Annotated in this window: 25 protein-coding genes; 13 read left to right on the forward strand and 12 right to left on the reverse strand. The window is 36.0% G+C overall.

Features of this window, described 5'->3' with window-relative positions; genetic code table 11:
• The 10 genes from DRF59_RS14065 to apaG all read left to right on the forward strand — a co-directional run bounded on the left by DRF59_RS14065 (position 1) and on the right by apaG (position 12,222).
• Positions 1-1,407 (forward strand): glycogen synthase, encoded by a 1,407-nt coding sequence (locus DRF59_RS14065; RefSeq protein ID WP_115961314.1) that lies wholly within the window; start codon positions 1-3, stop codon positions 1,405-1,407.
• Between the two features lie 122 nt (positions 1,408-1,529).
• Positions 1,530-2,798 (forward strand): glucose-1-phosphate adenylyltransferase, encoded by a 1,269-nt coding sequence (locus DRF59_RS14070; RefSeq protein ID WP_115961317.1) that lies wholly within the window; start codon positions 1,530-1,532, stop codon positions 2,796-2,798.
• Positions 2,799-3,160: 362 nt separating this feature from the next.
• On the forward strand, positions 3,161-4,606 hold the full coding sequence (locus tag DRF59_RS14075; protein WP_123873694.1) for a hypothetical protein: 1,446 nt from the start codon (positions 3,161-3,163) through the stop codon (positions 4,604-4,606).
• Between the two features lie 10 nt (positions 4,607-4,616).
• Entirely contained in the window at positions 4,617-5,183 is a 567-nt protein-coding gene (locus DRF59_RS14080; RefSeq protein ID WP_123873695.1) for a DUF6705 family protein, read from the forward strand.
• On the forward strand, positions 5,183-5,749 hold the full coding sequence (locus DRF59_RS14085) for a DUF6705 family protein (RefSeq protein ID WP_115961326.1): 567 nt from the start codon (positions 5,183-5,185) through the stop codon (positions 5,747-5,749). The genes DRF59_RS14080 and DRF59_RS14085 overlap by 1 nt, the downstream gene beginning before the upstream one ends.
• On the forward strand, positions 5,746-6,321 hold the full coding sequence (locus DRF59_RS14090) for a DUF6705 family protein (RefSeq protein WP_123873696.1): 576 nt from the start codon (positions 5,746-5,748) through the stop codon (positions 6,319-6,321). Before DRF59_RS14085 ends, DRF59_RS14090 begins: the two co-directional genes overlap by 4 nt.
• Positions 6,322-6,515: 194 nt before the next feature.
• Positions 6,516-7,529: an SRPBCC domain-containing protein gene (locus DRF59_RS14095; protein ID WP_241505600.1), complete on the forward strand. Its 1,014-nt coding sequence runs from the start codon at positions 6,516-6,518 to the stop codon at positions 7,527-7,529.
• 114 nt (positions 7,530-7,643) lie between these two features.
• Positions 7,644-10,457 carry a 2-oxoglutarate dehydrogenase E1 component gene (locus DRF59_RS14100; protein WP_115961335.1) on the forward strand — a complete coding sequence of 938 codons (2,814 nt, stop codon included), beginning with the start codon at positions 7,644-7,646 and terminating at the stop codon, positions 10,455-10,457.
• A 39-nt stretch (positions 10,458-10,496) separates the two neighbouring features.
• Positions 10,497-11,750: a 2-oxoglutarate dehydrogenase complex dihydrolipoyllysine-residue succinyltransferase gene (odhB, locus tag DRF59_RS14105; RefSeq protein ID WP_115961338.1), complete on the forward strand. Its 1,254-nt coding sequence runs from the start codon at positions 10,497-10,499 to the stop codon at positions 11,748-11,750.
• Between the two features lie 82 nt (positions 11,751-11,832).
• A complete protein-coding gene (gene apaG / locus DRF59_RS14110) occupies positions 11,833-12,222 on the forward strand; it encodes a Co2+/Mg2+ efflux protein ApaG (protein ID WP_115961341.1) in 390 nt (129 codons plus the stop codon).
• 52 nt (positions 12,223-12,274) lie between these two features.
• On the opposite strand, the gene DRF59_RS14115 is transcribed toward apaG, so the two are convergent.
• The 3 genes from DRF59_RS14115 to DRF59_RS14125 all read right to left on the reverse strand — a co-directional run bounded on the left by DRF59_RS14115 (position 12,275) and on the right by DRF59_RS14125 (position 14,782).
• Positions 12,275-12,829, reverse strand: a complete 555-nt coding sequence (locus DRF59_RS14115) for a 3'-5' exonuclease (protein WP_115961344.1) — start codon at positions 12,827-12,829, stop codon at positions 12,275-12,277.
• 81 nt (positions 12,830-12,910) lie between these two features.
• Complete coding sequence (locus DRF59_RS14120) at positions 12,911-13,891, reverse strand: glycosyltransferase family 2 protein (protein ID WP_115961347.1); 981 nt, start codon at positions 13,889-13,891, stop codon at positions 12,911-12,913.
• A gap of 9 nt (positions 13,892-13,900) precedes the next feature.
• On the reverse strand, positions 13,901-14,782 hold the full coding sequence (locus tag DRF59_RS14125; protein ID WP_115961350.1) for a lysophospholipid acyltransferase family protein: 882 nt from the start codon (positions 14,780-14,782) through the stop codon (positions 13,901-13,903).
• An 80-nt stretch (positions 14,783-14,862) separates the two neighbouring features.
• Here DRF59_RS14125 and DRF59_RS14130 point away from each other — a divergent pair, with 80 nt between their 5' ends.
• Positions 14,863-15,429, forward strand: coding sequence for a thioredoxin family protein (locus tag DRF59_RS14130; protein WP_115961353.1), 567 nt, complete (start codon positions 14,863-14,865; stop codon positions 15,427-15,429).
• A gap of 80 nt (positions 15,430-15,509) precedes the next feature.
• Here the strand turns inward: DRF59_RS14130 and DRF59_RS21295 are convergent, their stop codons facing one another.
• The 5 genes from DRF59_RS21295 to DRF59_RS14155 form a co-directional block, all read right to left on the reverse strand.
• Positions 15,510-15,695, reverse strand: coding sequence for a bacteriocin-like protein (locus DRF59_RS21295; protein WP_115961356.1), 186 nt, complete (start codon positions 15,693-15,695; stop codon positions 15,510-15,512).
• 70 nt (positions 15,696-15,765) lie between these two features.
• Positions 15,766-17,127, reverse strand: coding sequence for an aldehyde dehydrogenase (locus DRF59_RS14140; protein WP_115961359.1), 1,362 nt, complete (start codon positions 17,125-17,127; stop codon positions 15,766-15,768).
• Positions 17,128-17,217: 90 nt separating this feature from the next.
• A complete protein-coding gene (locus DRF59_RS14145; protein WP_115961362.1) occupies positions 17,218-18,780 on the reverse strand; it encodes an MFS transporter in 1,563 nt (520 codons plus the stop codon).
• Positions 18,781-19,050: 270 nt separating this feature from the next.
• On the reverse strand, positions 19,051-20,097 hold the full coding sequence (locus DRF59_RS14150) for an HlyD family secretion protein (protein ID WP_115961365.1): 1,047 nt from the start codon (positions 20,095-20,097) through the stop codon (positions 19,051-19,053).
• A gap of 5 nt (positions 20,098-20,102) precedes the next feature.
• Entirely contained in the window at positions 20,103-21,440 is a 1,338-nt protein-coding gene (locus tag DRF59_RS14155; RefSeq protein WP_241505601.1) for a TolC family protein, read from the reverse strand.
• Between the two features lie 136 nt (positions 21,441-21,576).
• On the opposite strand from DRF59_RS14155, the gene DRF59_RS14160 reads away from it, so the two are divergent.
• Complete coding sequence (locus DRF59_RS14160; protein ID WP_115961371.1) at positions 21,577-22,380, forward strand: helix-turn-helix domain-containing protein; 804 nt, start codon at positions 21,577-21,579, stop codon at positions 22,378-22,380.
• A 144-nt stretch (positions 22,381-22,524) separates the two neighbouring features.
• Here DRF59_RS14160 and rplI read toward each other — a convergent pair whose 3' ends face one another.
• From rplI to rpsF, 3 genes are all read right to left on the reverse strand, one after another.
• Positions 22,525-23,022: a 50S ribosomal protein L9 gene (gene rplI, locus DRF59_RS14165; protein ID WP_115961374.1), complete on the reverse strand. Its 498-nt coding sequence runs from the start codon at positions 23,020-23,022 to the stop codon at positions 22,525-22,527.
• 144 nt (positions 23,023-23,166) lie between these two features.
• Positions 23,167-23,469, reverse strand: coding sequence for a 30S ribosomal protein S18 (gene rpsR / locus DRF59_RS14170; RefSeq protein WP_002979091.1), 303 nt, complete (start codon positions 23,467-23,469; stop codon positions 23,167-23,169).
• A 32-nt stretch (positions 23,470-23,501) separates the two neighbouring features.
• Positions 23,502-23,843, reverse strand: coding sequence for a 30S ribosomal protein S6 (rpsF, locus tag DRF59_RS14175; RefSeq protein ID WP_115961377.1), 342 nt, complete (start codon positions 23,841-23,843; stop codon positions 23,502-23,504).
• 156 nt (positions 23,844-23,999) lie between these two features.
• On the opposite strand from rpsF, the gene DRF59_RS14180 reads away from it, so the two are divergent.
• The gene (locus DRF59_RS14180; protein WP_115961380.1) at positions 24,000-24,602 is read left to right on the forward strand and encodes a hypothetical protein; all 603 of its coding nucleotides are present in this window, start codon (positions 24,000-24,002) and stop codon (positions 24,600-24,602) included.
• Between the two features lie 9 nt (positions 24,603-24,611).
• On the opposite strand, the gene DRF59_RS14185 is transcribed toward DRF59_RS14180, so the two are convergent.
• Positions 24,612-25,964, reverse strand: coding sequence for a chloride channel protein (locus DRF59_RS14185; RefSeq protein ID WP_115961383.1), 1,353 nt, complete (start codon positions 25,962-25,964; stop codon positions 24,612-24,614).
• Between the last annotated feature and the right edge of the window lie 16 nt (positions 25,965-25,980).

Consider the following 25,980-nt stretch of genomic DNA (forward strand, 5'->3'; position numbering starts at 1 on the left):
ATGGTTATATATCATTTAAGTACAGAATGTTATCCTGTAGCAAAGGTTGGAGGTCTGGCTGATGTAGTTGGTGCATTGCCAAAATACCAGAATAAAATAAAAGGAGTAGAGGCCAAGGTTGTAATGCCGTGGTATAACAAATCTTTTATTTATGATCATGAGTTTGATATAGTTTTTGATGGTTTTATTCATCAGGGACCAAATATGCTTCAGGTTCAGGTAATGAAGGAGAAGACCAATGTGTTGGGATTTGAACTTTATATGGTAAAAATACCCGGGCTTTTGGATAGGGACAACCCTTATGGATATCAGGATGAAAGTTTTCAGTTCCTGGCTTTTCAGCAAGGTATTTTGCACTGGCTGTGTGCAATGGAGCTGAAACCGGATATTCTGCATTGTCATGATTACCATACCGGACTAGTGCCTTTTATGACAGAACATTGTCCGGAATTTAACTTTTTAAAAGGAGTGAAAACCATCGGGACCATTCATAACGGAGAATATCAGGGAATGATGAGTTGGGATATGGCGAATTATATGCCTTCATTTGATGCTTACAAATGGGGACTGCTGGACTGGAATGGTCTCATAAACCCTTTAGCAGGTATGATTAAATGTTCTCACGCCTTTACTACTGTTTCTGAAGGTTATCTGGAAGAATTGTTTATTAGCTTCCATGGGCTTGAAAGTCTGGTACGCCAGGAATTTGGAAAAGCATACGGAATTATTAACGGGATTGACATGGAAGTATGGAACCCTGAAACTGATCCAATGCTGGATTTTAATTTCAACAGCCAAAATGCTGTGGAAGAAAAGAAAAAAAATAAAGAAAAACTGTGCAAGGAATATGGACTTAAGCCTGAACTTCCATTATTTGCTTTTATTGGCAGGTTTGCTACGGAAAAAGGTGCTGATCTGCTGCCTGATGTGGTATGGAAAAGCATCAAGCAGAGTTACGGGACTTTGAATATTATGATCCTGGGCTCCGGTAATACCTATATTGAAAATAAACTGAAAGAATACGATTATACCTATACCAATTTTGCTTTGGATCTGGGATATAAAGAGTATCTTTCCCATAAGATTTATGCATCGGCAGATTTTCTGCTAATGCCGTCACGGGTAGAACCATGTGGGTTAAACCAGATGTATTCCATGAGATATGGTACGGTTCCTGTAGTAAGATATACAGGCGGGCTTAAAGACACGGTAGAAGATATTTCAACCGGCGGAGCCGGACTGAATTTTACCTATCCGGGAACAGATGATATCGTACATGCAATGAACAGGGCGCTGGAGCTTTATAATCATAAAGATATTATGGAGAAACTTATCCATGCCAATATGAAGTTTGACTTTGCATGGGAGAAATCTGCAGAAAAATATATAGCTTTATATAGCAACTGAAGCAGATCTTTATAAGAGTATAGTGTATGGCTGTGATAATTTCCGTTGTAAAAAAATATTGCTGTATATTGCATATAAACACCAGAGAAGAATAATTAATACAATAAAAACGCAAGATATCTATGAATCGAAATGTAATCTCCATTGTTTTGGGAGGCGGAAGAGGGACAAGATTATTCCCGTTAACCTATACAAGATCAAAACCGGCGGTACCTATTGCAGGAAAATACAGGCTTGTTGACATTCCTATTTCGAACTGCCTGAATTCGGGGTTGAATAAAATCCTGGTTTTAACTCAATTTAATTCAGCCTCTTTAAATTCACATATCAAAAACTCATATCACTTTGATATTTTCAGCAAAGGGTTTGTAGATATTCTGGCTGCTGAACAAAATGTAGAAAATGACAGCTGGTATCAGGGAACAGCAGATGCAGTTCGCCAGTCTATGAAACATCTTGAGAAATATGATTATGACTATATTTTAATTCTTTCCGGGGATCAGCTTTATCAGATGGACTTCAGGGAAATGCTGGATTTTCATATTGGAAACGGCGGAGATCTGACTATTGCAACCATTCCGGTGAATGCTAAAGATGCAACAGGATTTGGAATTCTGAAGTCAGACGATGAAGGAAATATTACCTCCTTTTATGAAAAACCGGATTATGCAATGCTGGACGGGCTGAAGTCTGAGGTTTCGGATGAAAACAAGCATAAAGGAAAAGAATTCCTTGCATCCATGGGAATTTATATTTTTACCAAAAATATTCTCAAGAAAATGTTTGAAGAGGGGGCAGGAGATGACTTCGGAAAGGATATCATCCCCAGTTCAATAGGAAAATATAAAACACTGAGCTATCAATACGAAGGTTACTGGACAGATATAGGAACTATTGAGTCTTTTTACGAGGCTAACCTTGACCTTTGTCAGGATTTCCCACAGTTCAACCTTTTCTCATCTTCTCCGATCTATACAAGAGCAAGAATGCTTCCTCCATCAAAAATCAATGGTTCCTATGTAAGTAAAGCGGTATTTGGAGATGGCTGCATTATCATGGCGGATAAAATAGAAAACTCAGTGATTGGTAACAGAACCAGGATTGATAAAGGAAGTACCATTGTAAATTCTTATGTCATGGGGGCTGACTTTTATCAGAATACCACTGAAATAGTCCTGAATGACAGGGCCGGACGTCCGAATATGGGAATTGGAAAGTATTGCTATATTGAAAAGGCGATTTTAGATAAAAACTGCTATATAGGAGACAATGTAAAGATCATTGGAGGAAAACATATTCCGGATGGTGATTATGGTACCCATTCTGTGCAGGATGGAATTGTAGTGGTAAAAAAAGGAGCTGTACTGCCAGCGGGAACGCATATAGGATAGTCTGCTTACTATCGATGAAAACAAAAAGTATCTCACTGTGTGAGGTACTTTTTTGTTTTTAACCATATCAATTCATTTTTCAAGAATATAGAGCAAGGAATCTGGTCCGGAATGGTTATTCAAGTGACGTTTACCTGGTATTTCAGGCGTTTATATGACCAGTTTTTAATTTTTCTATATTTTCTTACTTTATTTCCATATTGATTTTGGTAATATTTTTCTATAAAACAGTTTTATTCTTTTATAATTTGTATCATATTGTATAACTTGATGAAATATAATATGTTACAGTAGTTTTTATATCCCTTGTGTTTGAAAAAATTCTATATTTGACAATCTGAATAACTTAAAAAAACATGTTTATGATGAAAAAATTATTTCTCCGGCGGGCTTTGCTGGTTATGTCTTCTTTTCTTTTTCTGTATTCCTGCCGTATGGAAGATAATAGCATTACTTCTCAGGAGCAGACGGAGTTTCGTGTTCCAATAGAAATGTTTGTGAATTTTGATGAAAAAATACAGTCTGATGCAGGGTTCAGGAAAGAACATACAGAAAAGGAAGTCAGACGTGGTATAAGCCCTGACAATACACCTTACATTTCTACCGTGAATATTCCCATTTCTCCGGTAAGTTATAAAGTCCCTTTCAGGGAGACTATAAAAGCATTTCTTGCGAATAATGCAGTTTTCAGTCAGGAGTTCTACAGCAAATTCGGTCATCCTTTCTATGCTGTTTCTACCTATACTTATGGAAACAATTCTAAAGCAATTGCTTTTCCAATCCTTAAAGGGGATCAGGTGACTGCTTTTATTCATGGAATCACTACTCCAAACAGAGATTATGTACAGTTTACTATTGTCCAGAATAATGATCCAACAACCTTACTTGTACTTGGCAGGCTTCAGGATGCTGTGGATAATCTTTATGATTCCGGACCGGTACTTGCCAGAGGTTTCGGTACTACTGAGGAACATATCCGGATAAATGAAATAGAGGAAATAACCATTACTATGCTCCATCATATGGACCAAAGCGGAGGTTTTATACTCCATCAGCCTGGTAAAGACTGGTGGAAGGATGCCTCATGGGAAGATCCCTTGTATGGCCCCAGGGGTGGAAGCGGACAGGCGATGTCCGGTGATGGTTCCAAACATAAGTTTCCGGATTACCTTGACCCCAAGGATGACCCCTGCGATAAAACAAAAAAAATGCTGGAAAGTCAAAAAAATAAGAATATAACGGATGACCTGAAACAGCATATGGCTAATGGAGCTCAAGCTGGAGAAAAAGGCTGGCGGGATAATAAAACAGGTGCTCCTACATCCTCTATGCAAGATGGAGACCATAGTATTAACTTTGGAGATCCTTCCGGTATGAATGGTGGATATCATAACCATACAGGGACCGGAGTAAATATATTTTCTGCAGATGATATATCTACATTAATAGAAATAGCGAGATACCAAAATATAGGAAGTACAGGTAATGCCTATATGGGGATAATGGCCCCCGGTGGTATACATTATGTGATGTATTTTAATGGAACTCATCATGAGATTCCCATATATGGGAGTTATACTGAAGGACAATTGAAGGCTTGGGATAAAAATCAATGGGACGATTATATAGAAAATTTTTCTAATAATAGTTTTTCTAATAATGAAAAGCTGGAACGAATATTCTTTTCTACCATAGAAAATATGAGTTTAAAAAATAAAATTATTCTACATAGAGTTGAAGAAAATAAAATTTTAACAATAAGTCAAAATTCAGATGGTACCACTGCGGCAGCTTTATGTAATAACTAAAAAAAATATCATGAAACAAATTATTTATATACTTACATTATTCTTTTTTTCCTGTAAAGCACAAGAACAAGTATTACCCTTAAATACTTCAGCATTGGGTGCTGTTCCAAATTCATATTTTAAGGATTCTAACAATGAATTAGATTATTATACCGGAACTTGGAGAGCCACTTTTCAGGATAAAATAATCACTTTGAAAATTTCAAAACAAATAAAAGTACTGATCAGGAGATTTAATAAAAGCTTTTATAGAGATCAGATATTTGTAAGATATGAGATAAAAAAGGATAGCGTAATATTAGAAAGTACATTAAATAATGACTTTACTAATGATGTTACACTTTCAATAGATGGTTCAAAAATCCAAGATAATGGAAATCGTATTACTTTAGTTTTTGCAGGAGGAAATTGTAGTGTTGGCATAGGAACCATTACTTTAAAGAAAATAAATGCTTCTCAATTTTCCTGGGGATATTATCCGGGTACAACAACAAGAAATGATATTAACTGTCCTCCTGACAGAGAATATAAAATACACCTTCCTGAGACAGAAAATCTGATCTTTACAAAACAGTGATGAGAAAAGGTTTGATTATACTATGGATATTTGTTGTGTTTTCTTGTAAAGCACAGCAAATATATCCATTAAATACATCTGTACGAGGTGTTTCTGAAAATTCCTACTTTAAAGATCTGGATGAAGAATTAGATTATTACATAGGAACATGGAATGCTAGTTTCCAAGATAAAGGTATTACCTTACAAATTTTAAAACAAATAAAAGTACCTACTAAATATTTTAATAAAAATTATTATACTGATCAGTTATTTATTCGATATGAAGTTAAAAAAAATGATGTAATATTAGAAAGTACATTGAATAAAGATTTTACAAATGATATAGGACTTTCTATAAAGAGTGTACTCACTCAAGATAATGGGAAAAGTGTTATACTACTTTTTTCAGGAGGAAACTGCAGTGTTGGCATAGGAACCATTACTTTAAAGAAAATAAATGCTTCTCAATTTTCCTGGGGATATTATCCGGGTACAACAACAAGAAATGATATTAACTGTCCTCCTGACAGAGAATATAAAATACATCTTCCTGAGACAGAAAATCTAATCTTTACAAAACAATGATGAGAAATGGTGTAATTATACTGGGAATTTTTGTCGTGTCTTTTTGGAAAGCACAAGAACAAGCATTACCATTAAATACTTCAGTATTGGGTGCTGTTCCAAATTCATATTTTAAGGATTCTAACAATGAATTAGATTATTATACCGGAACTTGGAGAGCCACTTTTCAAGATAAGATAATTATTTTGAGTATAGATAAAGAGACAAAGGTCCCTTTTGAAATGTTTGATAAAAATTTTTTTAGAGATCAGATTAGAGTCAGATACGAAGTCAAAAGTAGTAATGGATTTATATTAGAAAGCTCCTTAAATAAGAATTTTACAAATGACATTCGTTTATCAATCAGAGGATTTAAAACCCAATCAAGCGGGAATGAGCTTAATTTAATTTTTTCTGGTGGAAATTGTAGCGTAGGAATTGGTAAAATTGTTTTTAAAAAAATAAATAATGGCCAATTCTCTTGGAATTATTATCCGGGTACAACAACAAGAAATGATATTAACTGTCCTCCTGACCGGGATTATACGATATATCTTCCGGAAACAGAGGGGCTTGTATTTACCAGGCAGTAAAAATAGCAATGGATTATTACTGTAATAGATATTCAAAATGAAATCTTTTATATTTGTTACACAACTGGTGATTTAACTATTTTGCTCTGTCAAAAATTATAATTAAAAATAAGCATCAATGTGATCAGTATATTGGTCACTTTTTTTATTTGTATTACTTTTGCGTGATGCGTATTTTTAAAATATTAACTTTAATGATCATTTTTCTGGGAGGAGTATATGCTGCTTCTATGTATTATTTCGTAGATGAAAGCAAGAATTTCACCATTGAAAAAGAGATCGATTACCCTGTAGATAAAGTTTTTGCACAATTTAATAATCTTCAGCATTTTACAAGATGGAATAACTTTTTCAGCAGTTCACAATCTATGGATATAGATTATTACAGGCCTTATGAAGGACAGGGCAGTGCGATCAGTTATGTAGACTCTAAAAATGATACGGACGGGGAAATGTTTATCCGCTACGAAAACCCTAATAAAACTTTAAAATATCAGCTTTTCGAAGATGAGAACGAAAATCCGACCCTGGTTGATGTAAAGTTCAAGCCTGTTTCCGCAGAAAAAACAAAAATTACGTGGTATGTTCATACGCCCAAGCTATCGGTATGGAGAAGGGTTGAAAATTTCTGGACAGAAGACAGGTTTGCTGAAAATATTACCAAAAGTATGGTTAATCTGAAAAATGTTTTAGGGAATAAGGTAGAGAAAGACAATCAGATGGCCGCGATAAAGTATGACAGTCTGATGGTGGAAAATGAAGAGGATAAGCTGTTACTTGGGATTAATGTAAGCACATCCAATAAAAAAGATGCACTTTACAAAAATATCGTCATGAATTATAACAAGATTTATACGTTTGTAACCATGGATCTTGGAAAAAAAGACGATGAATTCGGTTATCCTGTTTTAATCACGGATGCTGATAATTATAAAGACAAAGAAGTTTCTTACTTTCTGGGAATTCCGCTTTCTAAAAAAATAGGGGTTACAGACAATAATTTTAATTTCAGAACGGTAAATCCATCTCAAAACTATGTGATGTATTATAAGGGAAGCTATGAAGGAAGAATTAAGGCAATTCAGCAGCTGATTCAGAAAGCAAAGAAGGATGAGATGCGTTTTGGGGACATCCGCCAGACTTTTATTGAACGTCCGGTGGAAGGTCAGGAAGTGAACATGAAACTCTCATTATCAGTGTTTAAGTAATTTTTTTTTTCTTAATTTTTTTTAACGGTTTGAGACTGTTCTAAGTCGGTTTTTTTTATTAAATTTGAAGATTAATTCTACAAATAAATTTTAATAAATAGATAAACTGTAATAATGGACAGATTTTCATTCCTAAACGCAGCTCATTCTCAGTTAATTGAGGATTTATACCAACAGTACTTAAAATTCCCGGATTCTTTAGAACCATCATGGAAAGCTTTCTTTCAAGGCTTTGATTTTGCTTTAGAGAATTACGGAGATGACGATAACATTCAATATATCCAGGCTTCGGCCAGCACTGCTCCTGCAGTACAGCAGATTTCTCAGGCGGTATCAAACGGAGAGGTTCCTGAGCATATCAAAAAGGAATTTAAAGTAGTAAACCTTATTGAGGCTTACAGAACAAGAGGCCATTTGTTTACAAAAACAAATCCGGTAAGAGAAAGAAGACATTATACGCCTACTTTAGATATCGAAAATTTCGGTCTTTCTAAAGAAGATTTAAATACAAAATTCAATTGTGCTGTTGAAACAGGAATGAAAGAACCTGCTACTCTGGCAGACCTGATTAAGCACCTGGAAAATATCTACTGTGATTCTATCGGGGTAGAGTATATGCACATCAACAATGTTGAAGAAAAAGATTTCATCAAAAGGTGGCTTCAGGTAAATGAAAACCATCCAAACCTTTCTGCGAATGAAAAAACAGAAATTTTATTAAAATTAAATCAGGCTGTTGCCTTTGAAAACTACCTTCATACAAAATTTGTAGGGCAAAAGAGATTCTCTCTGGAAGGAGGAGAAACATTAATTCCGGCTTTGGATCAGCTGATCTCAAGATCTTCTCAGCTAGGAGTAGATGAGGTGGTGCTGGGAATGGCCCACAGAGGTAGATTAAATGTATTAACAAATATCTTCGGAAAATCTTATAAGCAAATTTTCTCAGAATTTGAAGGTAAGGAATTCGAAGAAGATGTATTTTCAGGTGATGTTAAATATCACTTAGGCTCATCTAAAAAGATCAAAACAGCTTCAGGCGAGGAAGTTTGTATTAACCTGACTCCGAACCCGTCTCACCTTGAAACGGTTGCAGCCCTTGTAGAAGGAATCTGCCGTGCAAAAGTGGACGATAAGTATAAAGATTTCTCTAAAGTTTTACCAATTATCATTCATGGTGATGGTGCCATTGCCGGACAAGGGATTGCTTATGAAGTGGCTCAGATGATGACGCTGGAAGGGTACAGAACAGGAGGAACAGTGCATATTGTTGTAAATAATCAGGTTTCATTTACAACAAATTATATGGATGCAAGATCTTCAACGTATTGTACGGATATTGCAAAAGTTACAGAATCTCCTGTAATGCATGTAAATGCCGATGATGCAGAGGCGGTTGTTCATGCTATTCACTTCGCTGCTGATTTCAGGGCGAAATTTGGAAAAGATGTTTATATCGATTTATTAGGATATAGAAAATATGGTCATAATGAAGGAGACGAGCCTAGATTTACACAGCCTAACCTGTATAAGACCATTTCAAAACACCCGAATCCAAGAGAAATTTATAAGGAGAAATTACTTAAAGACAGTGTTACTTCAAATGATGTGATCGCTAAAATGGAAACGGAATTCAAAGCTCTTTTAGATAAAGATTTTGATGCTTCCAAAGAGATCGAAAAAAATGTAATGGATGTCTTTATGGCTGAAGATTGGGTAAACTATCCGATCGGAAAAAGAGGAGCTCTTCAGTTACCGGTTGATACAAAATATGACCTGGAGAAACTAAAAGAACTGGCGCTTAAAATGTCAACTCTTCCGGCTGATAAAAAGTTCATCAATAAAATTACAAGACTTTTCGAAAACCGTATTAAAGCGATTGAAGGAAATTCATTAGACTGGGCGTTAGGAGAATGGTTGGCATATGCTACCCTTCTTGTGGAAGGCCACAATGTGAGAATTTCCGGAGAAGATGTTGAAAGAGGAACATTCTCTCACAGACACGCTGTAGTAAAAACAGAAGATACAGAAGAAGAATATATCCCGTTGAGACATGTATCAGAAAGCAGATTTGATGTATACAACTCCCATCTTTCAGAATACGGTGTTTTAGGCTTTGATTATGGATATGCTATGGCTTCTCCGAATACGTTAACCATCTGGGAAGCTCAGTTTGGAGATTTTGTGAACGGTGCACAGATTATTGTTGACCAGTATCTGGCTGCTGCAGAAGAAAAATGGAAAATTCAGGACGGATTGGTAATGCTATTGCCTCATGGTTCAGAAGGCCAGGGGGCAGAACACTCTTCAGCAAGACTGGAAAGATTCCTTACCCTTTGTGCAAATGAAAATATGGTAGTGGCAAATATTACTTCACCTGCCAATTACTTCCACTTATTGAGAAGACAGCTGAAATGGGCTTTCAGAAAACCATTGATCGTAATGAGCCCTAAATCTTTATTGAGACACCCTAAAGTGGTTTCTCCACTTGAAGATTTTGCAAACGGCGCATTCCAGCCAGTATTGGATGACCCAACTGCAGATCCTAAAAAAGTAGAAAAATTAGTTCTTTGTTCAGGTAAACTGTACTTCGAATTATTGGCGAAGAAAGAAGAGCTTAACTGTGAAAATATTGCTTTGGTAAGATTCGAGCAGTTATATCCGCTTCAGACAGATGCTATTGAAGAAATCTTCAATAAATATGAGAACAGAAAACAACTTGTGTGGGCTCAGGAAGAGCCTGAAAATATGGGCGCCTGGTCTTATATCCTGAGAAACTTCAGAGATACAGGAATTCAGGTAGTTGCTCCGGTACCGAGCGGTGCTCCTGCTCCAGGTAGCCACAAGATGTTTGAAAAAAATCAAAATGCAGTGATCAATAAAGTTTTCGACAGAGATGATGCTCCTGCAAAAAGACCCGTTACAGCTTAATACAATAATAATCAATTAAAAAAATAAAAAATACTCGATATGTCAGTTTTAGAAATGAAAGTTCCTTCACCGGGCGAATCAATTACAGAAGTTGAAATTGCAACTTGGCTTGTAAAAGATGGTGATTATGTAGAAAAAGATCAACCTATCGCTGAAGTAGACTCAGACAAAGCAACTCTTGAATTGCCGGCAGAACAAAGTGGTGTAATTACTTTGAAAGCAGAAGAAGGTGATGTGGTACAAGTAGGTCAGGTAGTTTGTTTAATTGATATGGATGCTGCTAAGCCGGAAGGTAGTACACCTGCTGCTGAAGCTCCAAAAAAAGAAGAAGCTCCGAAAGCTGCTGAACCGGCTAAACAGGAAGCTCCGAAGCCAGCAACTCCGGCACCTGCTGTACAAACTTATGCAACAGGGGCTCCGTCTCCTGCAGCTAAAAAGATTCTTGATGAAAAAGGAATTGAAGCCGGACAGGTTTCAGGAAGCGGAAGAGACGGAAGAATCACTAAAACTGATGCTGAACTGGCTGCAGTTCCTGCATTAGGAGGAAACCCTCTTACTGCAACAGGTTCAAGATCTACAACCACTACGAAGCTTTCAGTTCTAAGAAGAAAAATAGCGCAGAGATTGGTTTCTGTGAAGAATGAAACAGCAATGTTGACTACTTTCAATGAAGTTGACATGTCTGAAATCTTCAGATTAAGAAAGCAATACAAAGAAGAGTTCGCTCAAAAACACGGAGTTGGGCTTGGATTTATGTCTTTCTTTACAAAAGCAGTTACCAGAGCATTACAAATGTATCCGGATGTAAACGCATCTATTGACGGAGATTTCAAAGTAAACTATGACTTCTGTGATATTTCAATTGCAGTATCAGGTCCTAAAGGATTAATGGTTCCTGTATTGAGAAATGCAGAAAACATGTCTTTCAGTGCTATTGAAGCCAATATTAAAGATCTTGCTACAAAAGTAAGAGATGGAAAAATTACAGTTGATGAAATGACCGGAGGTACATTCACTATTACAAATGGTGGTACTTTCGGATCTATGATGTCTACACCGATCATCAATCCTCCGCAATCTGCAATCTTGGGAATGCATAACATCATCCAGAGACCGGTAGCTGTTGACGGACAGGTAGTAATCAGACCAATGATGTATGTAGCAATGTCTTACGACCACAGGATCATTGACGGAAAAGAATCTGTAGGATTCCTTGTCGCAGTGAAAGAAGGAATTGATAATCCTGTTGAGATATTAATGGGAGGAGACGAAAGAAAAGGTCTTGGATTATAATATTTTAATAAAATTATAATGTGAATATACAATCTCGCCTTAAAAAAGGCGAGATTTTTGTATCTATTAAGAAAATACTACAATGATGTTTTCAAAAATGACTTCCAATATCAAAGTTTCAGTAATACCTGAATATGATAGTAAGAACAGTTATCCATCTGAGAACCGTTATGTTTTTAAGTATAATATTACCATAGAAAATGACGGAAGTTTTCCTGTGAAGGTACTTAAAAGAAAGTGGTTGATTTTTGATGTAGGTTTTGGATATACTGAAATTATAGGTGACGGAGTGATTGGTTTGACTCCGGAGATAAAAACAGGTGAAAATTTTGCTTATTTCTCAAATGTAATGCTTCGGTCCGGGGTAGGGAATATGAGTGGAAAATACCTGGTTAAAAACATGCAGACACAGGAGACTTTTGAGATCGACATTCCAAAATTCAATCTGCTGTCTGAGGTTTTAAGCAATTAAAGATTTATACACATAGTAACCGGATAAGAACCCGCGTTCAGTACCTGTTCTATTAAAGTCTTTTAATCTTTGCTTTCATATATTCCTGTACTTCATCATTACTGGTGAGGAAGAGTTTCTCAAATGCCAGTAAAGAAATTTTAGCACATACTTCAGCATCAGCTCCAGCTCTGTGATGATTGAAACTGATCTGGTGATATTCAGCAAGCGGTTTCAGTCCGTATTTAGGAAGATAATTCCACGATTTTTTTGCCAGCTGTATGCTGCAGAGGTAATTTAAACTAGGAGGAAACATTCCGTAATACTCAAAACAACCCCTGAGAACAGAAGCATCGAAACTTGCATTATGTGCAATCATTAATGTTCCGTACATCAGCTCCTGAGCTTCATACCATACTTCATCAAAAGTAGGGGCATCTTTAACATCTTCCGGCTGTATTCCGTGCACGGCAATATTAAATTTATTGAAATAGGGAAAACTGGGAGGTTTGATCAGCCAGGTCCTGGTTTCTACAATTTTGGAGTCCTGAACCACGCAGATTCCCATCTCACAAGCCGAGCTTTTCTCATGAGTTGCTGTTTCAAAATCTATAGCACAGAAGTCCATTGTTTTTATTATTATTGATTCAGGTTCCTGATTTACGGTTCAAATGTATCACTTTGAAATTACAAATTTTCTATGGTCCAATTACTTATTGCGCCCCAGAAAATGCCTGAAAATTAACCATTTTGACTGATAGTATTGGTCTTTTTGACATTTCTGACGTAGTTTCCATGTTCCGGGGATTTGTCTGTAAAATCCGAAATGGGCTCTTACCACCGCCCAAAGATGTGGAAAACCTTGTTTAATTCCAAAATAAATTCCGGCAATACCATCCAGGCACAACCTGAAAAAGATGAGCCAGATCAGCCTTGGAAAAGGCAGGTTTTTCAGCATCATCGAAAGATTGTTTCTGAAATTTAAGTAGGTCTTTTGAGCACTTTGTTTATTTAATGTTCCTCCACCTACATGATATACTACAGACTTTCCTGTATAAAATATTTTTTTTCCGGAATTGATCAGTCTCCAGCATAAGTCAATTTCTTCCTGGTGGGCAAAAAACCTTTCATCAAAACCATTCTGTTCCCAAAAATCTTTTGACCGGATAAAAAAACAACATCCTGAAGCCCAGAAAATTTCTGTTTCATCATTATATTGTCCGTGATCTTCTTCCAGATCATCAAAAATTCTTCCCCGGCAATAGGGGTATCCCAGATTATCAATTAAGCCACCTCCGGCACCAGCAAATTCAAAGTAATTTTTATTATCGTAAGACAAAATTTTAGGTTGTACTGCTGATACATCAGAATTTTTTTCCAGTATTTCCAATACCGGTTCTATCCAGTTTTCTGTAACTTCCACATCGGAATTAAGAAGACAATAATATTCATTCTTGATTTCTTTTAATCCTTCATTATAACCTCCTGCAAAACCAAGGTTTTTTTGATTTTTAATAACTTTTACAGAGGGAAAATGCTGAGCCAGAAACTCTATAGAATCATCTGTAGATAAATTATCAATCACAAAAATATCTGCACTTTGAGAAAATTGAACCACATCAGGCAGGAATTTCTCAAGCCAGTTTTTACCATTCCAGTTTAAGATGGCAACAGCCAGTTTTTTCTGCATGTACATTTATTATTTTTCAGAATCAAAAGTTTTAATAGAATCCTGGTATTTCCACTTTCTATGAGACCAAAGATAATTGTCCGGATATTTATGTAAAGTATTTTCCAGTAACTTATGAAATTTTTTAACGACCTCATATTCTGTAAACTTTTCGTCATCCGGATAGATCCTGTGGTAGTTGACCTGATAATAGCCACGCTTTACTTTTTTCATCTCACAGTAAATAAATGCAAGATCCATTCTTGTCGCCAGCTTGTCATAGCCGATAAAAGCGGGAGTACGCTGATTTAGAAATTCCAGACCATACGTTACATGAGAGAAATGGGGCGTCTGATCGGCAACAAACATATAAGCGGAATTACCATCGTTTTTGGACCGGAAGATATTCAGGATTACTTCATTTGCTTCCAGGGCTTCATTTCCGAATTTGTTGCGGACCTTTTTCATCTGGTTTTCCCAGAAATCACTGTTTACCTTTCTGTAAACAGGATGACAATGATCCTGAGGAATTATTCGTGCCAGAGCATTAATCCATTCCCAGTTGAAGACATGGCCGGCCAGCAGTATAATATTTTTACCTTCTTCTTTAGCCTCATGAAATAGATCCTGGTTAATGTGTTGCATCCGCACTCTGGATTCTGTTTCAGAGATGCTGAAAGATTTTATTGTTTCTACCAGATAATCTGAGAAATTCAGGTAAAACTTCTTACGTATTTTTCTGATCTCCTCTTCAGATTTATCCGGGAAGGAGTTTCTTAAATTTTGGGTGATTACTTTTTTTCTGTAACCTATAAGGTAATAGTTCAGGAAGAAAATAACATCCGAAAAAATATATAATACCTTAAGCGGAAGTTTAGAAATGAAATATAATATTTTGATCAGGAAATTCATAAAACAGGCAAATTTAGTGATAATAAAATTATGGTTCTATTTTTGCTGGGGGATATATAGTATTTTTTTATTTTTATGGTATGAAAAAATTGACATTGTTAGCTTTTCTGGGACTAAGTACAGTAGCTATTTCTCAAAATACAAAGAGCGAACCTGATAACGGAAAACAGAAAACAGCTTTATTGGCTCCTGCTGACCAGGCGGGGCTTGACGCTAAGAAAAAAGCAGCTGAAGAAAAAGCAAAGCTGCCTAAACCCTATGATCCAAAAGCGGATGCTCAGGCCGATATTAACAGATTAGTCGCTCAGGCTAAGAAAGAAGGTAAAAATATTATGATCCAGGCTGGGGGTAACTGGTGTATCTGGTGCCTGCGTTTTAATAATTTTGTACAGACAACTCCTGAACTGAAGGAAATTGTAGACAAAAATTATCTGTACTATCACCTGAATTATTCTCCGGATAATAAGAATGAAAAGGTCTTTGCACAGTATATCAATATTAACGAACAACAATTTTATCCATTCTTTATTATTTTGGATAAAAATGGAAAAAAACTTTATGTCCAGCAAAGTGAAATTTTAGAAGACGGAAAAGGGTATAGTAAAACAAAAGTGAAAGAATTTTTACAGACTGGAAAAGTTTTGTAGCGGATAGTATTCAAGAGCTTTTGAAAGTACCTTAAATATATAAAAGCCATATCATAACTTCCATATGATATGGCTTTTAATTAACAATTTTCAACATAAATGCTCTGCTCATGAGAATTATGACAAGCAGCCCCTCCTGAATAACTGATACATGATGTACATGAGCTTACATAAACCATAGAGCCATCTGAGCAAGAAGCTGCACATGACTTACCTCCTGAAATTGATCTTAACTTTTCTCTTGATAATTTTTTTAAATTTTTCATATTGTTTTATTTATGATTAACAAAAATAAAACTACAATATTATTTTTAAAATTCTCCAATTCGGGAATAATTACAGTAATTTCTTGATCCAGTTTAATTTTTTCTCAGAATAGGGGGGATATTTGATATTGGGTTCACCCCATGTTGCTTTTTCAAGAATTGCTTTTTGATGGGAGAAGGCTTCAAAACCATATTTCCCGTGGTAATTTCCTATACCGGAACCTCCCACTCCTCCAAATGGAAGATTGTCATTGCTTAAATGCATCACTGTATCATTGATGCATCCTCCTCCGAAAGAAAGTTTCCGGGTAAAAGTTTCTTTTTCTTCAGAATTATTGGTAAAAAGGTATGCTGCCAGTGGTTTTTCAAGTTCTGAAACATTATTAAGAGCCGCATTGTAGCTTTGAAAACTGATGACGGGCAGGAGTGGTCCGAAAATTTCTTCCTGCATGATTTCGCTATTCCAGTCAATATGATGCAGGATAGTAGGTTCGATGTACAGCTCTTCTTCATCGAAATTTCCTCCGGAATAGATTTTTTCTTTATCAATAAGGTGTATAAGGCGCTGGAAATTTCTTTGGTTAATGATTCTTGTATATTGCTCAGATCCCGGTTCATATTTAAACTCTTTGATATATTTTCTGAGCATTTCCAGAAACTGCTCCTGAATGGTTTCTTCAACCAATAAGTAATCCGGAGCTACACAGGTTTGACCTGCGTTGAGAAATTTTCCCCATACAATTCTTTTGGCAGCTATTTCCAGATTAGCATTTTTAGTAACAATAGCCGGAGATTTTCCGCCCAATTCAAGCGTTACAGGAGTGAGGTGCTCTGCTGCAGCTTTGTAAACAATCTTTCCTACTTTTGTGCTTCCTGTAAAGAATATTTTGTCAAATTTTAATTGTAAAAGAACTGTTGTTTCCTCAATACCTCCTTCATACACATAAAGATACTCAGACGGAAAGTTTTCATTGATAATGAAGGTCATGGCGTTCATGGTGTTTTCTGCTATTTCACTGGGTTTCAGAATACAGCAGTTTCCTGCAGCCATTGCCGCAATAACAGGAGAGAGTGACAGCTGGTAAGGGTAATTCCATGCTCCTATAACCAATACACAACCCAGTGGTTCAGTATAAATTTTACTGCTTCCGGGTTGGTTGACAAGATTAGTTCTTACTTTCTTTGGTTTTGCAAGGGCTTTAAGATTTTTTAAATAGTAATCAATATCATTCAGAATGAAGGAAATCTCTGTACTAAAGGTATCAAATCCGGATTTTCCAAAATCTTTGTTAATGGCTTCAAATAAGACATTTTCGTTGGTGATAATCAGATCACGAAGTTTTTCAAGATACATTTTTCTGAATGAAAGACTTTTTGTCTGATGTGTCTTAAAAAAATCCTTTTGTTTCAGTAAAATCTTTTCAATTTCCATATCAAGGTTGTATTTTTGTATTTCTCAGTTTTAAAAAAACGAACAATAAACTGGCCAAAGTCAGATACAAGGTATATAAGAATAGTTTTTCTACATAATATTTCTTATTGCAATCTTCACAGGATGATACAGTAATAAAAGAAGTGCAGTAACCAATGCTAACCAGAATAATCCTGTAAATATCTCCATATTGGAAAGCAGAATGGATTGTGCGGTTATTTTTGATTTAAAAGTGCCCATTGTTACTGATATGGATTCGTTAACAGGAAGCTTTGTAATATGTGTTCCTAAAATATGATTCCACTGGTTGTAAAAAACAGGATTGGTGTCCGTGAGATTAAAACTTAAGGTATCAGAATGTTTTAAGGTAAGGAAAAGCATTGTATTCTGCATTAATGCATATCCTATGGCTGTTGTCCAGAACCTTGTGGTTGTACCCAGGGCGGTAGCATTGGATACATACTCTTCCGGCACCCCTGAAATCAGGAAAAAAACCAGGGGGGTAAATAATAATCCCTGTGCTGCTCCCTGCAGGAATAATGGAGGGCATATGGTAGCAAGTGTAGTATCCGGATAAAAAGTATAAGTAAACCATGCACAATCTACAGCCAGTAAAAGAAATCCTGAAAAAAACACAATTCTTGAGGAAATACCCCGCATCAGACATACTCCTGATAGGAAAACTCCAAGTAATGTTCCGGCAACATTCCAGTACTGAATATTGACAATATAATCCCACGGCCATTTCCACACGGTAGCCATAATACTGTAAACGTTATTCAAACCTGATCGGATGAGATAAAAGATGAAAAATAAAATCATTCCTGCAACAACATTTTTTGAGCTGAACACTTCAAAATGGAAAAGAGGTCTTTTTGAGTTTCTCTGCTTGAGCATGAATAACCCTCCGGAAAGAAGAAACAGAAATAAACAGAAGATAATGGTATCCGATTCAAACCACATAAGTCTTTTTCCATAAATGATAGCATAGCTTCCGGACTGAAGACAGACCCAAAGCAGGAACCAGCTTGGTATATCCAGCTGATACAATGGCTTTTTTGGGAAAAATCTGTTTTTATTGAAAATTGTTATTCCGATTATCAAAACAAAAATGTGAAAATAAACCATCATTAAAACCATATGCTGAAAGTCATAATCTTCAATACTTGATTTCAATAGAGTAGTGGTAACGGTTCCACCCGTAAGCATGATGGCATACATAACAAGATAAGCCAGCACTTTTGCATGTTTTGTTTTTAGTTCAGCAATAATAAGGGGAAGAAAAATAGCTCCTTCCAGAAGACCAAAAATTCCTTCCAGAAAACGGATCACCAGAATCACATGGTAATCATTTGTAACTGATAAAATATAAAGAATAATCACAGAAATGGAAGACATCAGCAGAACGTAATATTTCACACTGAAATAGGACATAAATCGCTGTAAAACCAAAAGGGTAACCACAAATGTCCCATACATCAAAATCATTAAGTATTGGATGTCATCTGAATCTGCATCCATAAAAGAAGAAGTGAAGGCGCTGTTGGAATGCAAGAGCGACAACAACATCAGGTGGGGAAACAATGCCAGGATAAGAAGTGGCAGTTTCAGCCATTGTGGTACCCATTTATGATAAACTGTATTGTGTTGCATGCTTAGAAAATTAAATAATGTTTAAGAACATATAAAGACGCTTTACATCATTTTACCGGATCGTAATATTATTGATGAATATGTTTTCTTGGCAGATTAAAAAGTGCGAAAAGACAAAAGAGCAAAGGTGTAAAAAAAGTAAAAGGTAAAATGACAAATATGCTCGAGAAAAAATTAGCAGATCTGCGATTTTTTGCAATTTTGCCTTTTCGCTGAAATAAATCAAATCAATAATTCATTTTCTAACATCTAAAAATTCCATATTCAGACTTATATTTTTTTTGCGCTGACCAGAACGTTCATTCCCGAAAGAAGCTTTTCATTTTCTTTATTGTTTTCAAGAATAATCTTTACAGGGAATCTCTGTTCAATTTTTACGAAGTTTCCGGTTGCATTATCCGGTTTTACCAATGAAAACTGTGAACCTGATGCAGGGGAAACCGAAACAATCCTCCCTTTAAATTCAATATCCGGATAAGCATCAGCGGTAATGATAACTTCTTTTTTCTGATCAATTTGCCCAAGCTGGGTTTCTTTATAATTGGCAATGATCCATTTTTCTTTGCTTACCATCTGTACTAAAGCCTGCCCTTCTTTAATCAGCTGTCCTTCCTGAATAGTTTTCTTTCCAACCCAGCCGTCATAAGGAGCAGTGATCACGGTATAAGAAAGGAACAGCCTGGCGTTATTAAGATTAGCCGAGCTTTGCTGAATCTGGCTCCTGGCCGGTGCAACCTTTGTTTTCTGTTCATTGGCCCCTGCTCTGATGGCATTTTTTTGTTGGTCCAATGCCACCAGATTTGCTTTTGCCTGTTCATAAGAAGCCTTTACATTTTCAAATTCCTGTTCCGTCGCTGCATCTTCTGCCAGCAGGTTTTTATATCTTTTGTAATCCTGTTCCGTTTTCCAGATATCAATTTTTGCGGAAGCTATTTTGGCATCTATGATCCTGGTATCGCTAACCCTGGTATTTACACCGCTTTCAATTGTTGTAATATTTTCCGCAGTGGCATGAAGGTTTGCTTCAGCAGCTTTTACCTGATTTACAAATTCCCTGTTGTCTATAATGATCAGCGTATCCCCTTTATGTACAAATTGATTTTCATTAAACCTGATCGTTTTGATAAAACCTGAAACTTTGCTGGACACAGGGGTTATGTATTGTTCGATCTGTGCGTCATTTGTGGTTACATTTTTTCTTGAAAACAAGTAAAAGCTTATCATTCCTGTAATTCCACTGATGATAAGGATCCAGGCCAGTAAAGTGATTGTTTTATTGATTCTTTTTTCCTTTTGTGTCAGTTGTTTCTTTGCCATAGTTTTTATAAGTTTCCAATTGCATATTGGAGTTGATAATATTTTAGTTGACGGTTAATTTTTACAGAGATAAGGTTAGATTGAGCTTCCAGATAGGCATTGTCGGCATCAATAAGCTCAGTAATAAGACTTAATTTATTGGCATACTTTGTTCTTACAATACGGTAATTTTCTTTGGCCTGCTCAATAGCTTCTTCAGCAATTTTCACTTTCTGCTCTGTTTCTTCAAATTTTTTATAAGCTTCATATACGCTGTGTCTTATTTTTTCTTCATTTTCCTCAATCTGAAGCTTTGCCATATCAATATTTTCTTTGGCTTCCTGCATTTTATATTTATTTTTGTACAGGTTCTCAATAGGATAGGTGAGATTTATTCCGATCATTCCCAAACGGTATGCATATGGCTCAGGAGGGAAAAACATCATATTGGGATATTTAAGAAAATATTCTCCACCCGCCGTAATCTTAGGCAGATAATTGGCTTTTATAATCTTCTGCTCCAGCTCCTTCAGTGAAAGATTCTTATGGGTAATCTCAACAGATTCATTTTTATGTAATGCTGTCTCGGTTACTTCATTAATGTAGGGAATATCTGCTTTATCAGAGATCAGATCTTCCGTATCTACGTGCATTTCCAGATTTTCAGGAAGTGAAAGAATGGTTTTCAGCTTATGTTCCGCAATCTGAATGTCATTGTCCAGCTCAGTCCAGCTCATTTTATGATTAGAAAGCTGTAACGAGGTTCTCAGTACCTCATTTACCGTTACAACACCATTTGATTTAAGGACTTTAACCTGCCTGATATTCACAGAGTCCTCTTTCATTTTATCATTGATAAGGCTTTGTTGTTCTTTTAAATGATGGATCTGCAAAAAAGCGGTAATGATCTCCATTTTAAGCTGTCTTTGATCTGCATGGGTTCTCAAAGATGAGATTTCAGTATCAATAGACGCCTTTTTTTCACTGTTTTTTATTTTACCTCCCATATAAACAGGAATAGATGCAGACAGGGTAAAATCATACATCCCATTGATAACATCATATTTTGTAGCTTTATTAAATAAGCCATCCTGATGCTGAAAAAGATTCGTTACCTGGTTGTAGCTGGTATGGAATTCAATGTCAGGCAGCTTTTCCATTTTGAGATCTTTCTCCTTTGTTACAGCCATTTCCTGTTGTAAATGGCTCATCCGGATCTTCTTATTGTTTTTTAATCCGGTTTCTAAAGCCTGTTGTAAGCTGAGATGCTGATAATCGGCCATCTGTGAATGTAAAAGGCTGCTTACCAATAATAAGCACAACGCAATGCACTGATATTTGCATGCGTTAAATATCATATTCATAATTTAATTAAAGGATTTTTGCTAAAATGATTTTGATGCAGCAAAGTTACGATCAGTACGTTAAGACTCTATTTGTGAAAACAGAAAAATATTTGCTCATTTACGCCAAATTAAAAAATATTCTTACCTTTATTTCATGAACAACAGTCATTTTAAAGCGGTAGAAGAAGAAGATGCTGAGTTTTACATCTATCATGTGCTTACCGGAAATATAACCACTGACATTCATTATCATAGTTCTGCTCAATTAGTATATGCAGAAGGAGGTATAGTGCATGTTTTTACAGATTTGAAACACTGGTATCTTCCTGCCAGATGTTTTATGTGGATTCCTGCAGGAACCCCTCACTATATTTTTTCAACAAGCCCTAAAGTTGATCTGTATAACTTTTATTTCAAAAAAGAAGAAAATGAAAATGGCTTTTTTGATGAAATTAATATTTATTCGGTAAACAATTTACTCAGAGAGATGATTTTGTATACCAAAGACTGGGATGGAAAAATCACAAAAAATGATGGATCTAAATATTATTTTCTCAAAGCCTTAAAAGGAGTTTTGCCTGAAAAACGGGACAGAAAGCTGGCATTTCCGGTTCAACATCCTTTTCCTAAGGACGAGGCCCTGCTGAAAATTGCAAAATATATTCATGCTAACCTGGAAAAGCCTCTCACCATAGAATCTACAGCGAAAGAATTCGGAATGAGTACCAGAACACTTTCCAGAAAGTTTAAGGAGATTTTAGGCATGAATTACGTCCGTTTTTTGCGGGCCTTAAGAATTACCCGCTCTCTTGAACTGATGCTGGAAGGAAAGTATAATATGTATGAGATAGCGATGATGGTAGGATACAATAGCCTGTCTTCTTTCAGTAATATTTTCAAAAAGGTAATTGGAGTAGCTCCAACTGAATATCAGCAAAAACTGAGAGGGGACAGATAATGGTATTCTGGGAAAGCCAGTGAGTTCATGAGCATCTTAAATGCTGATCAATTCACTAACCCGTTATTTCATAAGTTTTTAAATAAAAAAAACCACTCCAAAGTTTGAAGTGGTTTATAATTTTGAGAAATTCTCAGTTGCTTATTAAGCTTCTTCAGTTTTTGCTTCTTCTTTTTTAGGAGCAGCTTCAACCGGAGCGTCAGAAACGATATCAAACTCATAGTTGTACTCAACATTTCTGTGAAGTCTGATAAGAGCAGAGAATTTACCTGTTCTTTTGATTGTACTTCCAGGGATTTTGATATATTTTTTGTCTACAGAAACACCAGCTTTTTCTAAAGCAGCAGCTAAATCAGCATTGTTGATAGATCCGAATAATTTATCACCAGAACCTACTTTTGCAGGAATAGTAACAGCTGTTTTCTTTAATTGATCAACTACAGCGTTAGCAGCAGCGATTAATTTAGCTTCTTCTTCTTTTCTAGCTTCTAATGTAGCTTCTAAAGCAGCTTTGTTTTTAGGAGTAGCTAAAAGTGCAAATCCTTGAGGGATTAAGAAGTTTCTAGCATAACCTGGTTTTACGTTTACTGTATCAAACTCAAGTCCTAAGTTTTCTACGTCTTTTTTTAGGATAATTTCCATTGTTGTTGTCCGTTTTAGTGTTCCGAGTCCGGGGTTTTATACTCCGGGTTTCTCTTCACATCGTTAGAATTTATTAATGAATTCAGCAACTGTTTTAGCTATATGCAGTAGGCTTAAAGCTTATGGCTTATAGCATATTGCAATTTATTTCAATAAGTCAGCTACGTATGGTAGTAATGCAAGGTGTCTTGCTCTTTTGATCGCAGCAGAAACTTTTCTTTGGTATTTTAAAGAAGTTCCTGTGTATCTTCTTGGTAAGATTTTACCTTGTTCGTTCACAAACTGTAATAAGAAATCAGCATCTTTGTAGTCAACGTGCTTAATTCCGTATTTTTTGAATCTACAATATTTCTTTTCAGATTTTGTATTGATATCAAGTGGAGTAAGGAATTTTACTTCTGATTCTCCTCCTGCTGAGGCTTGTTTAGCCATTTCATCTATTGCCATGTCTTGTCTTTTTTAAAAAATAGGGTTAATAATTAAGCTTTAGCTGCTTTTACTTTAGCTCTTCTAGTTACAGCGTACTCAACAGCGTGTTTGTCAAGTTTTGTAGTTAGGTAACGGATTACTCTTTCGTCACGCTTGAATGCTAATTCTAAATCAGCAACTACAGTACCTTCACCTTTAAACTCGATTAAAGTGTAGAATCCGTTCTTTTTCAATTGGATCGGATAAGCTAATTTTTTTAATCCCCAGTTTTCTTTAGCAACGATTTCGCAGTTCTTTTCTTTTAAAAGATCCTCAAATTTTTTCACTGCTTCCTCCACCTGCGCGTCAGATAGAACGGGAGTTAAAATGAAAACAGTTTCGTAATTGTTCATAATGTTAAATAAATTTGTTAATTATTTCGAGGTGCAAAAGTAGAAAATATATTTTTTATATGCAAGAGAACTACGGAAATAGTTGGTGATATGGATTTGACGAAATAAAATCGGGGTCTATTTTTTTGTATTTTTGTGATCTGAAAAACTTTTATTATGAAAACTAAATTGTATTTCTTGCCATTTTTATTAATGGGCATTACCTGCTATTCTCAGGACAAAATTTCCATGAAAAATGGTTCCTCACTTGACGTTAAGCTTATAGAAATTGGGACCTCAAATATTACCTATAAGGAATTGGATAATTTGGACGGACCTATTCATTCTTTAGACAAGTCTAAAATATATAAAGTGACTTACAATAATGGTAAAACAGATATTTTAGGTAAATTTCAAAGCATCGATGAAATTAAGAGTTTTATAATAAATAAAATTAATGAATATGGAGTGGATCGTGATAATGGTATGCTCAAACTTGCAGCTGAATTTGAAGGCAATAATATTAGAATAAATTCTGTGAACAATAAAGGTCGTGTCTATTATGAAGATAAATATTGGTGGGATATAAGCAGAGTAGTAGAATTTCATAATATTTCAAGAAGAAATAATGGTACTGTATTTTTGAATATAGTGACGTATAAGAGTCGAAAATCGAAAACAGAATTGGATAAGCTAGTTATAAAGCTAGTTGATTATGAGACCGCCATAGCATTATTAGATGCATTTAAAGATTTAAATCTCATGCTAAAAAAAGATTAAATTAAATAACTAATCTTTTCCTCTCAATTCCGTCAGAAAATTCACCTTCAAAACATCATACAATGAATGTCTGCTTACTAATATAGAAGCAATAGACGAAACCATCCCGGCAAGCATCAGATGGAATATTAATGAATGTCTGTCGGTCATTTCCAGAACGATAATGGCTGATGTAAACGGAGCCCGGGTGATTCCTGTGAGAAAAGCAACCATCCCGCCAAGAACTACAACATTGGTTTCATTAGGTGTCAGGTTAATTGCTCCTGAAATCACAGAACCTATGCTGGCTCCGGCAGTCAATGCAGGTGCAAAAATACCACCCGCACCTCCGGAAGTAAAAGACAGGGCAGGACCCAGCATCCTTAAAACAGGAACATACCAGTCTTCATGTTTATTTTTTGTAAAAAGCACACGTTCCATAATCTCCTTACCTGAACCCAGAATTTCGCGGTTGACAAAATACGCAAGGGAAGCAATAATTAAGGCGCATGCAATCAGGAACAAGATATTGGCTTTATCTGTTTTCAATGTTTTCTTTTTCCATGCATTAATTTTAAGCATGATAACGGATAACTGGCTTGCAAGAATACCTGCTGTGGCAGCGACAAGAATAATGGGGAACATTACCATTAAAGATACGTCATTGGTTTTCGGATATCCCAGATATAAATAAGACCCGGCCAGAGTCTGGGCTGTTAATCCTGCAATAATTACGGCTGTAAATAAAGCGGTTTTAAAATAGTTGATGTGTGTTTTTGATAATTCCTCTACGGCAAACACAATTCCACCCAGAGGGGTATTGAATGCTGCTGCCAATCCTGCCGCCGCTCCGGTCATGATCATATTCTTCTTAGAGATTTTCGGCCACCATTCAGGAAGGTATTCATTGACTTTCCTGAAAACGGAACCTGCAATCTGAATTGTTGGCCCTTCACGACCTACTGCGCCCCCTCCGATTACCAGAATAACGGAAGACAATATTTTGAAAAAGATGATCTTGATGCTCAGAAGGTTTCTTATCTTTTTATGTTCCTTTGGATTTGCAAGCTCTACAGCTGCCATCACTTGAGGAATACCACTTCCTTTAGCATTGGGAGCGAATTCCTTGACCAGCCACCAGGAAAGTACAAAACCTACTGGAGCAATGATGAAGATCATCCAGGCATGCCAGTCAAAAATGAAATTCATGAGGTTTTCTCCCCATGCAAATATCTGAGCATACAACACCGCAAAAAAACCGGTAATAACGGACCCTATCCAAAAGGGAATTGCCTGAAGCAGGTTATACTTCAGCTGTTCGTTTCGGATGTTGTCGAAGGAATTTTTGAGGGACTTCCGTATCAGGATGAAAATTTTCAGCATTTGCAGGTTTTGAGGG

Origin of the sequence: Chryseobacterium flavum, assembly GCF_003385595.1 — a bacterium.
Lineage (GTDB): Bacteria > Bacteroidota > Bacteroidia > Flavobacteriales > Weeksellaceae > Chryseobacterium > Chryseobacterium flavum.

Excerpts from the sequence above, each read along its gene's own strand:
- DRF59_RS14065 (WP_115961314.1), top strand. The coding sequence starts at position 1 with ATGGTTATATATCATTTAAGTACAGAATGTTATCCTGTAGCAAAGGTT.
- DRF59_RS14070 (WP_115961317.1), top strand. The coding sequence starts at position 1,530 with ATGAATCGAAATGTAATCTCCATTGTTTTGGGAGGCGGAAGAGGGACA.
- DRF59_RS14075 (WP_123873694.1), top strand. The coding sequence starts at position 3,161 with ATGATGAAAAAATTATTTCTCCGGCGGGCTTTGCTGGTTATGTCTTCT.
- DRF59_RS14080 (WP_123873695.1), top strand. The coding sequence starts at position 4,617 with ATGAAACAAATTATTTATATACTTACATTATTCTTTTTTTCCTGTAAA.
- DRF59_RS14085 (WP_115961326.1), top strand. The coding sequence starts at position 5,183 with ATGAGAAAAGGTTTGATTATACTATGGATATTTGTTGTGTTTTCTTGT.
- DRF59_RS14090 (WP_123873696.1), top strand. The coding sequence starts at position 5,746 with ATGATGAGAAATGGTGTAATTATACTGGGAATTTTTGTCGTGTCTTTT.
- DRF59_RS14095 (WP_241505600.1), top strand. The coding sequence starts at position 6,516 with ATGATCATTTTTCTGGGAGGAGTATATGCTGCTTCTATGTATTATTTC.
- DRF59_RS14100 (WP_115961335.1), top strand. The coding sequence starts at position 7,644 with ATGGACAGATTTTCATTCCTAAACGCAGCTCATTCTCAGTTAATTGAG.
- odhB (WP_115961338.1), top strand. The coding sequence starts at position 10,497 with ATGTCAGTTTTAGAAATGAAAGTTCCTTCACCGGGCGAATCAATTACA.
- apaG (WP_115961341.1), top strand. The coding sequence starts at position 11,833 with ATGATGTTTTCAAAAATGACTTCCAATATCAAAGTTTCAGTAATACCT.
- DRF59_RS14115 (WP_115961344.1), bottom strand. The coding sequence starts at position 12,829 with ATGGACTTCTGTGCTATAGATTTTGAAACAGCAACTCATGAGAAAAGC.
- DRF59_RS14120 (WP_115961347.1), bottom strand. The coding sequence starts at position 13,891 with ATGCAGAAAAAACTGGCTGTTGCCATCTTAAACTGGAATGGTAAAAAC.
- DRF59_RS14125 (WP_115961350.1), bottom strand. The coding sequence starts at position 14,782 with ATGAATTTCCTGATCAAAATATTATATTTCATTTCTAAACTTCCGCTT.
- DRF59_RS14130 (WP_115961353.1), top strand. The coding sequence starts at position 14,863 with ATGAAAAAATTGACATTGTTAGCTTTTCTGGGACTAAGTACAGTAGCT.
- DRF59_RS21295 (WP_115961356.1), bottom strand. The coding sequence starts at position 15,695 with ATGAAAAATTTAAAAAAATTATCAAGAGAAAAGTTAAGATCAATTTCA.
- DRF59_RS14140 (WP_115961359.1), bottom strand. The coding sequence starts at position 17,127 with ATGGAAATTGAAAAGATTTTACTGAAACAAAAGGATTTTTTTAAGACA.
- DRF59_RS14145 (WP_115961362.1), bottom strand. The coding sequence starts at position 18,780 with ATGCAACACAATACAGTTTATCATAAATGGGTACCACAATGGCTGAAA.
- DRF59_RS14150 (WP_115961365.1), bottom strand. The coding sequence starts at position 20,097 with ATGGCAAAGAAACAACTGACACAAAAGGAAAAAAGAATCAATAAAACA.
- DRF59_RS14155 (WP_241505601.1), bottom strand. The coding sequence starts at position 21,440 with ATGAATATGATATTTAACGCATGCAAATATCAGTGCATTGCGTTGTGC.
- DRF59_RS14160 (WP_115961371.1), top strand. The coding sequence starts at position 21,577 with ATGAACAACAGTCATTTTAAAGCGGTAGAAGAAGAAGATGCTGAGTTT.
- rplI (WP_115961374.1), bottom strand. The coding sequence starts at position 23,022 with ATGGAAATTATCCTAAAAAAAGACGTAGAAAACTTAGGACTTGAGTTT.
- rpsR (WP_002979091.1), bottom strand. The coding sequence starts at position 23,469 with ATGGCAATAGATGAAATGGCTAAACAAGCCTCAGCAGGAGGAGAATCA.
- rpsF (WP_115961377.1), bottom strand. The coding sequence starts at position 23,843 with ATGAACAATTACGAAACTGTTTTCATTTTAACTCCCGTTCTATCTGAC.
- DRF59_RS14180 (WP_115961380.1), top strand. The coding sequence starts at position 24,000 with ATGAAAACTAAATTGTATTTCTTGCCATTTTTATTAATGGGCATTACC.
- DRF59_RS14185 (WP_115961383.1), bottom strand. The coding sequence starts at position 25,964 with ATGCTGAAAATTTTCATCCTGATACGGAAGTCCCTCAAAAATTCCTTC.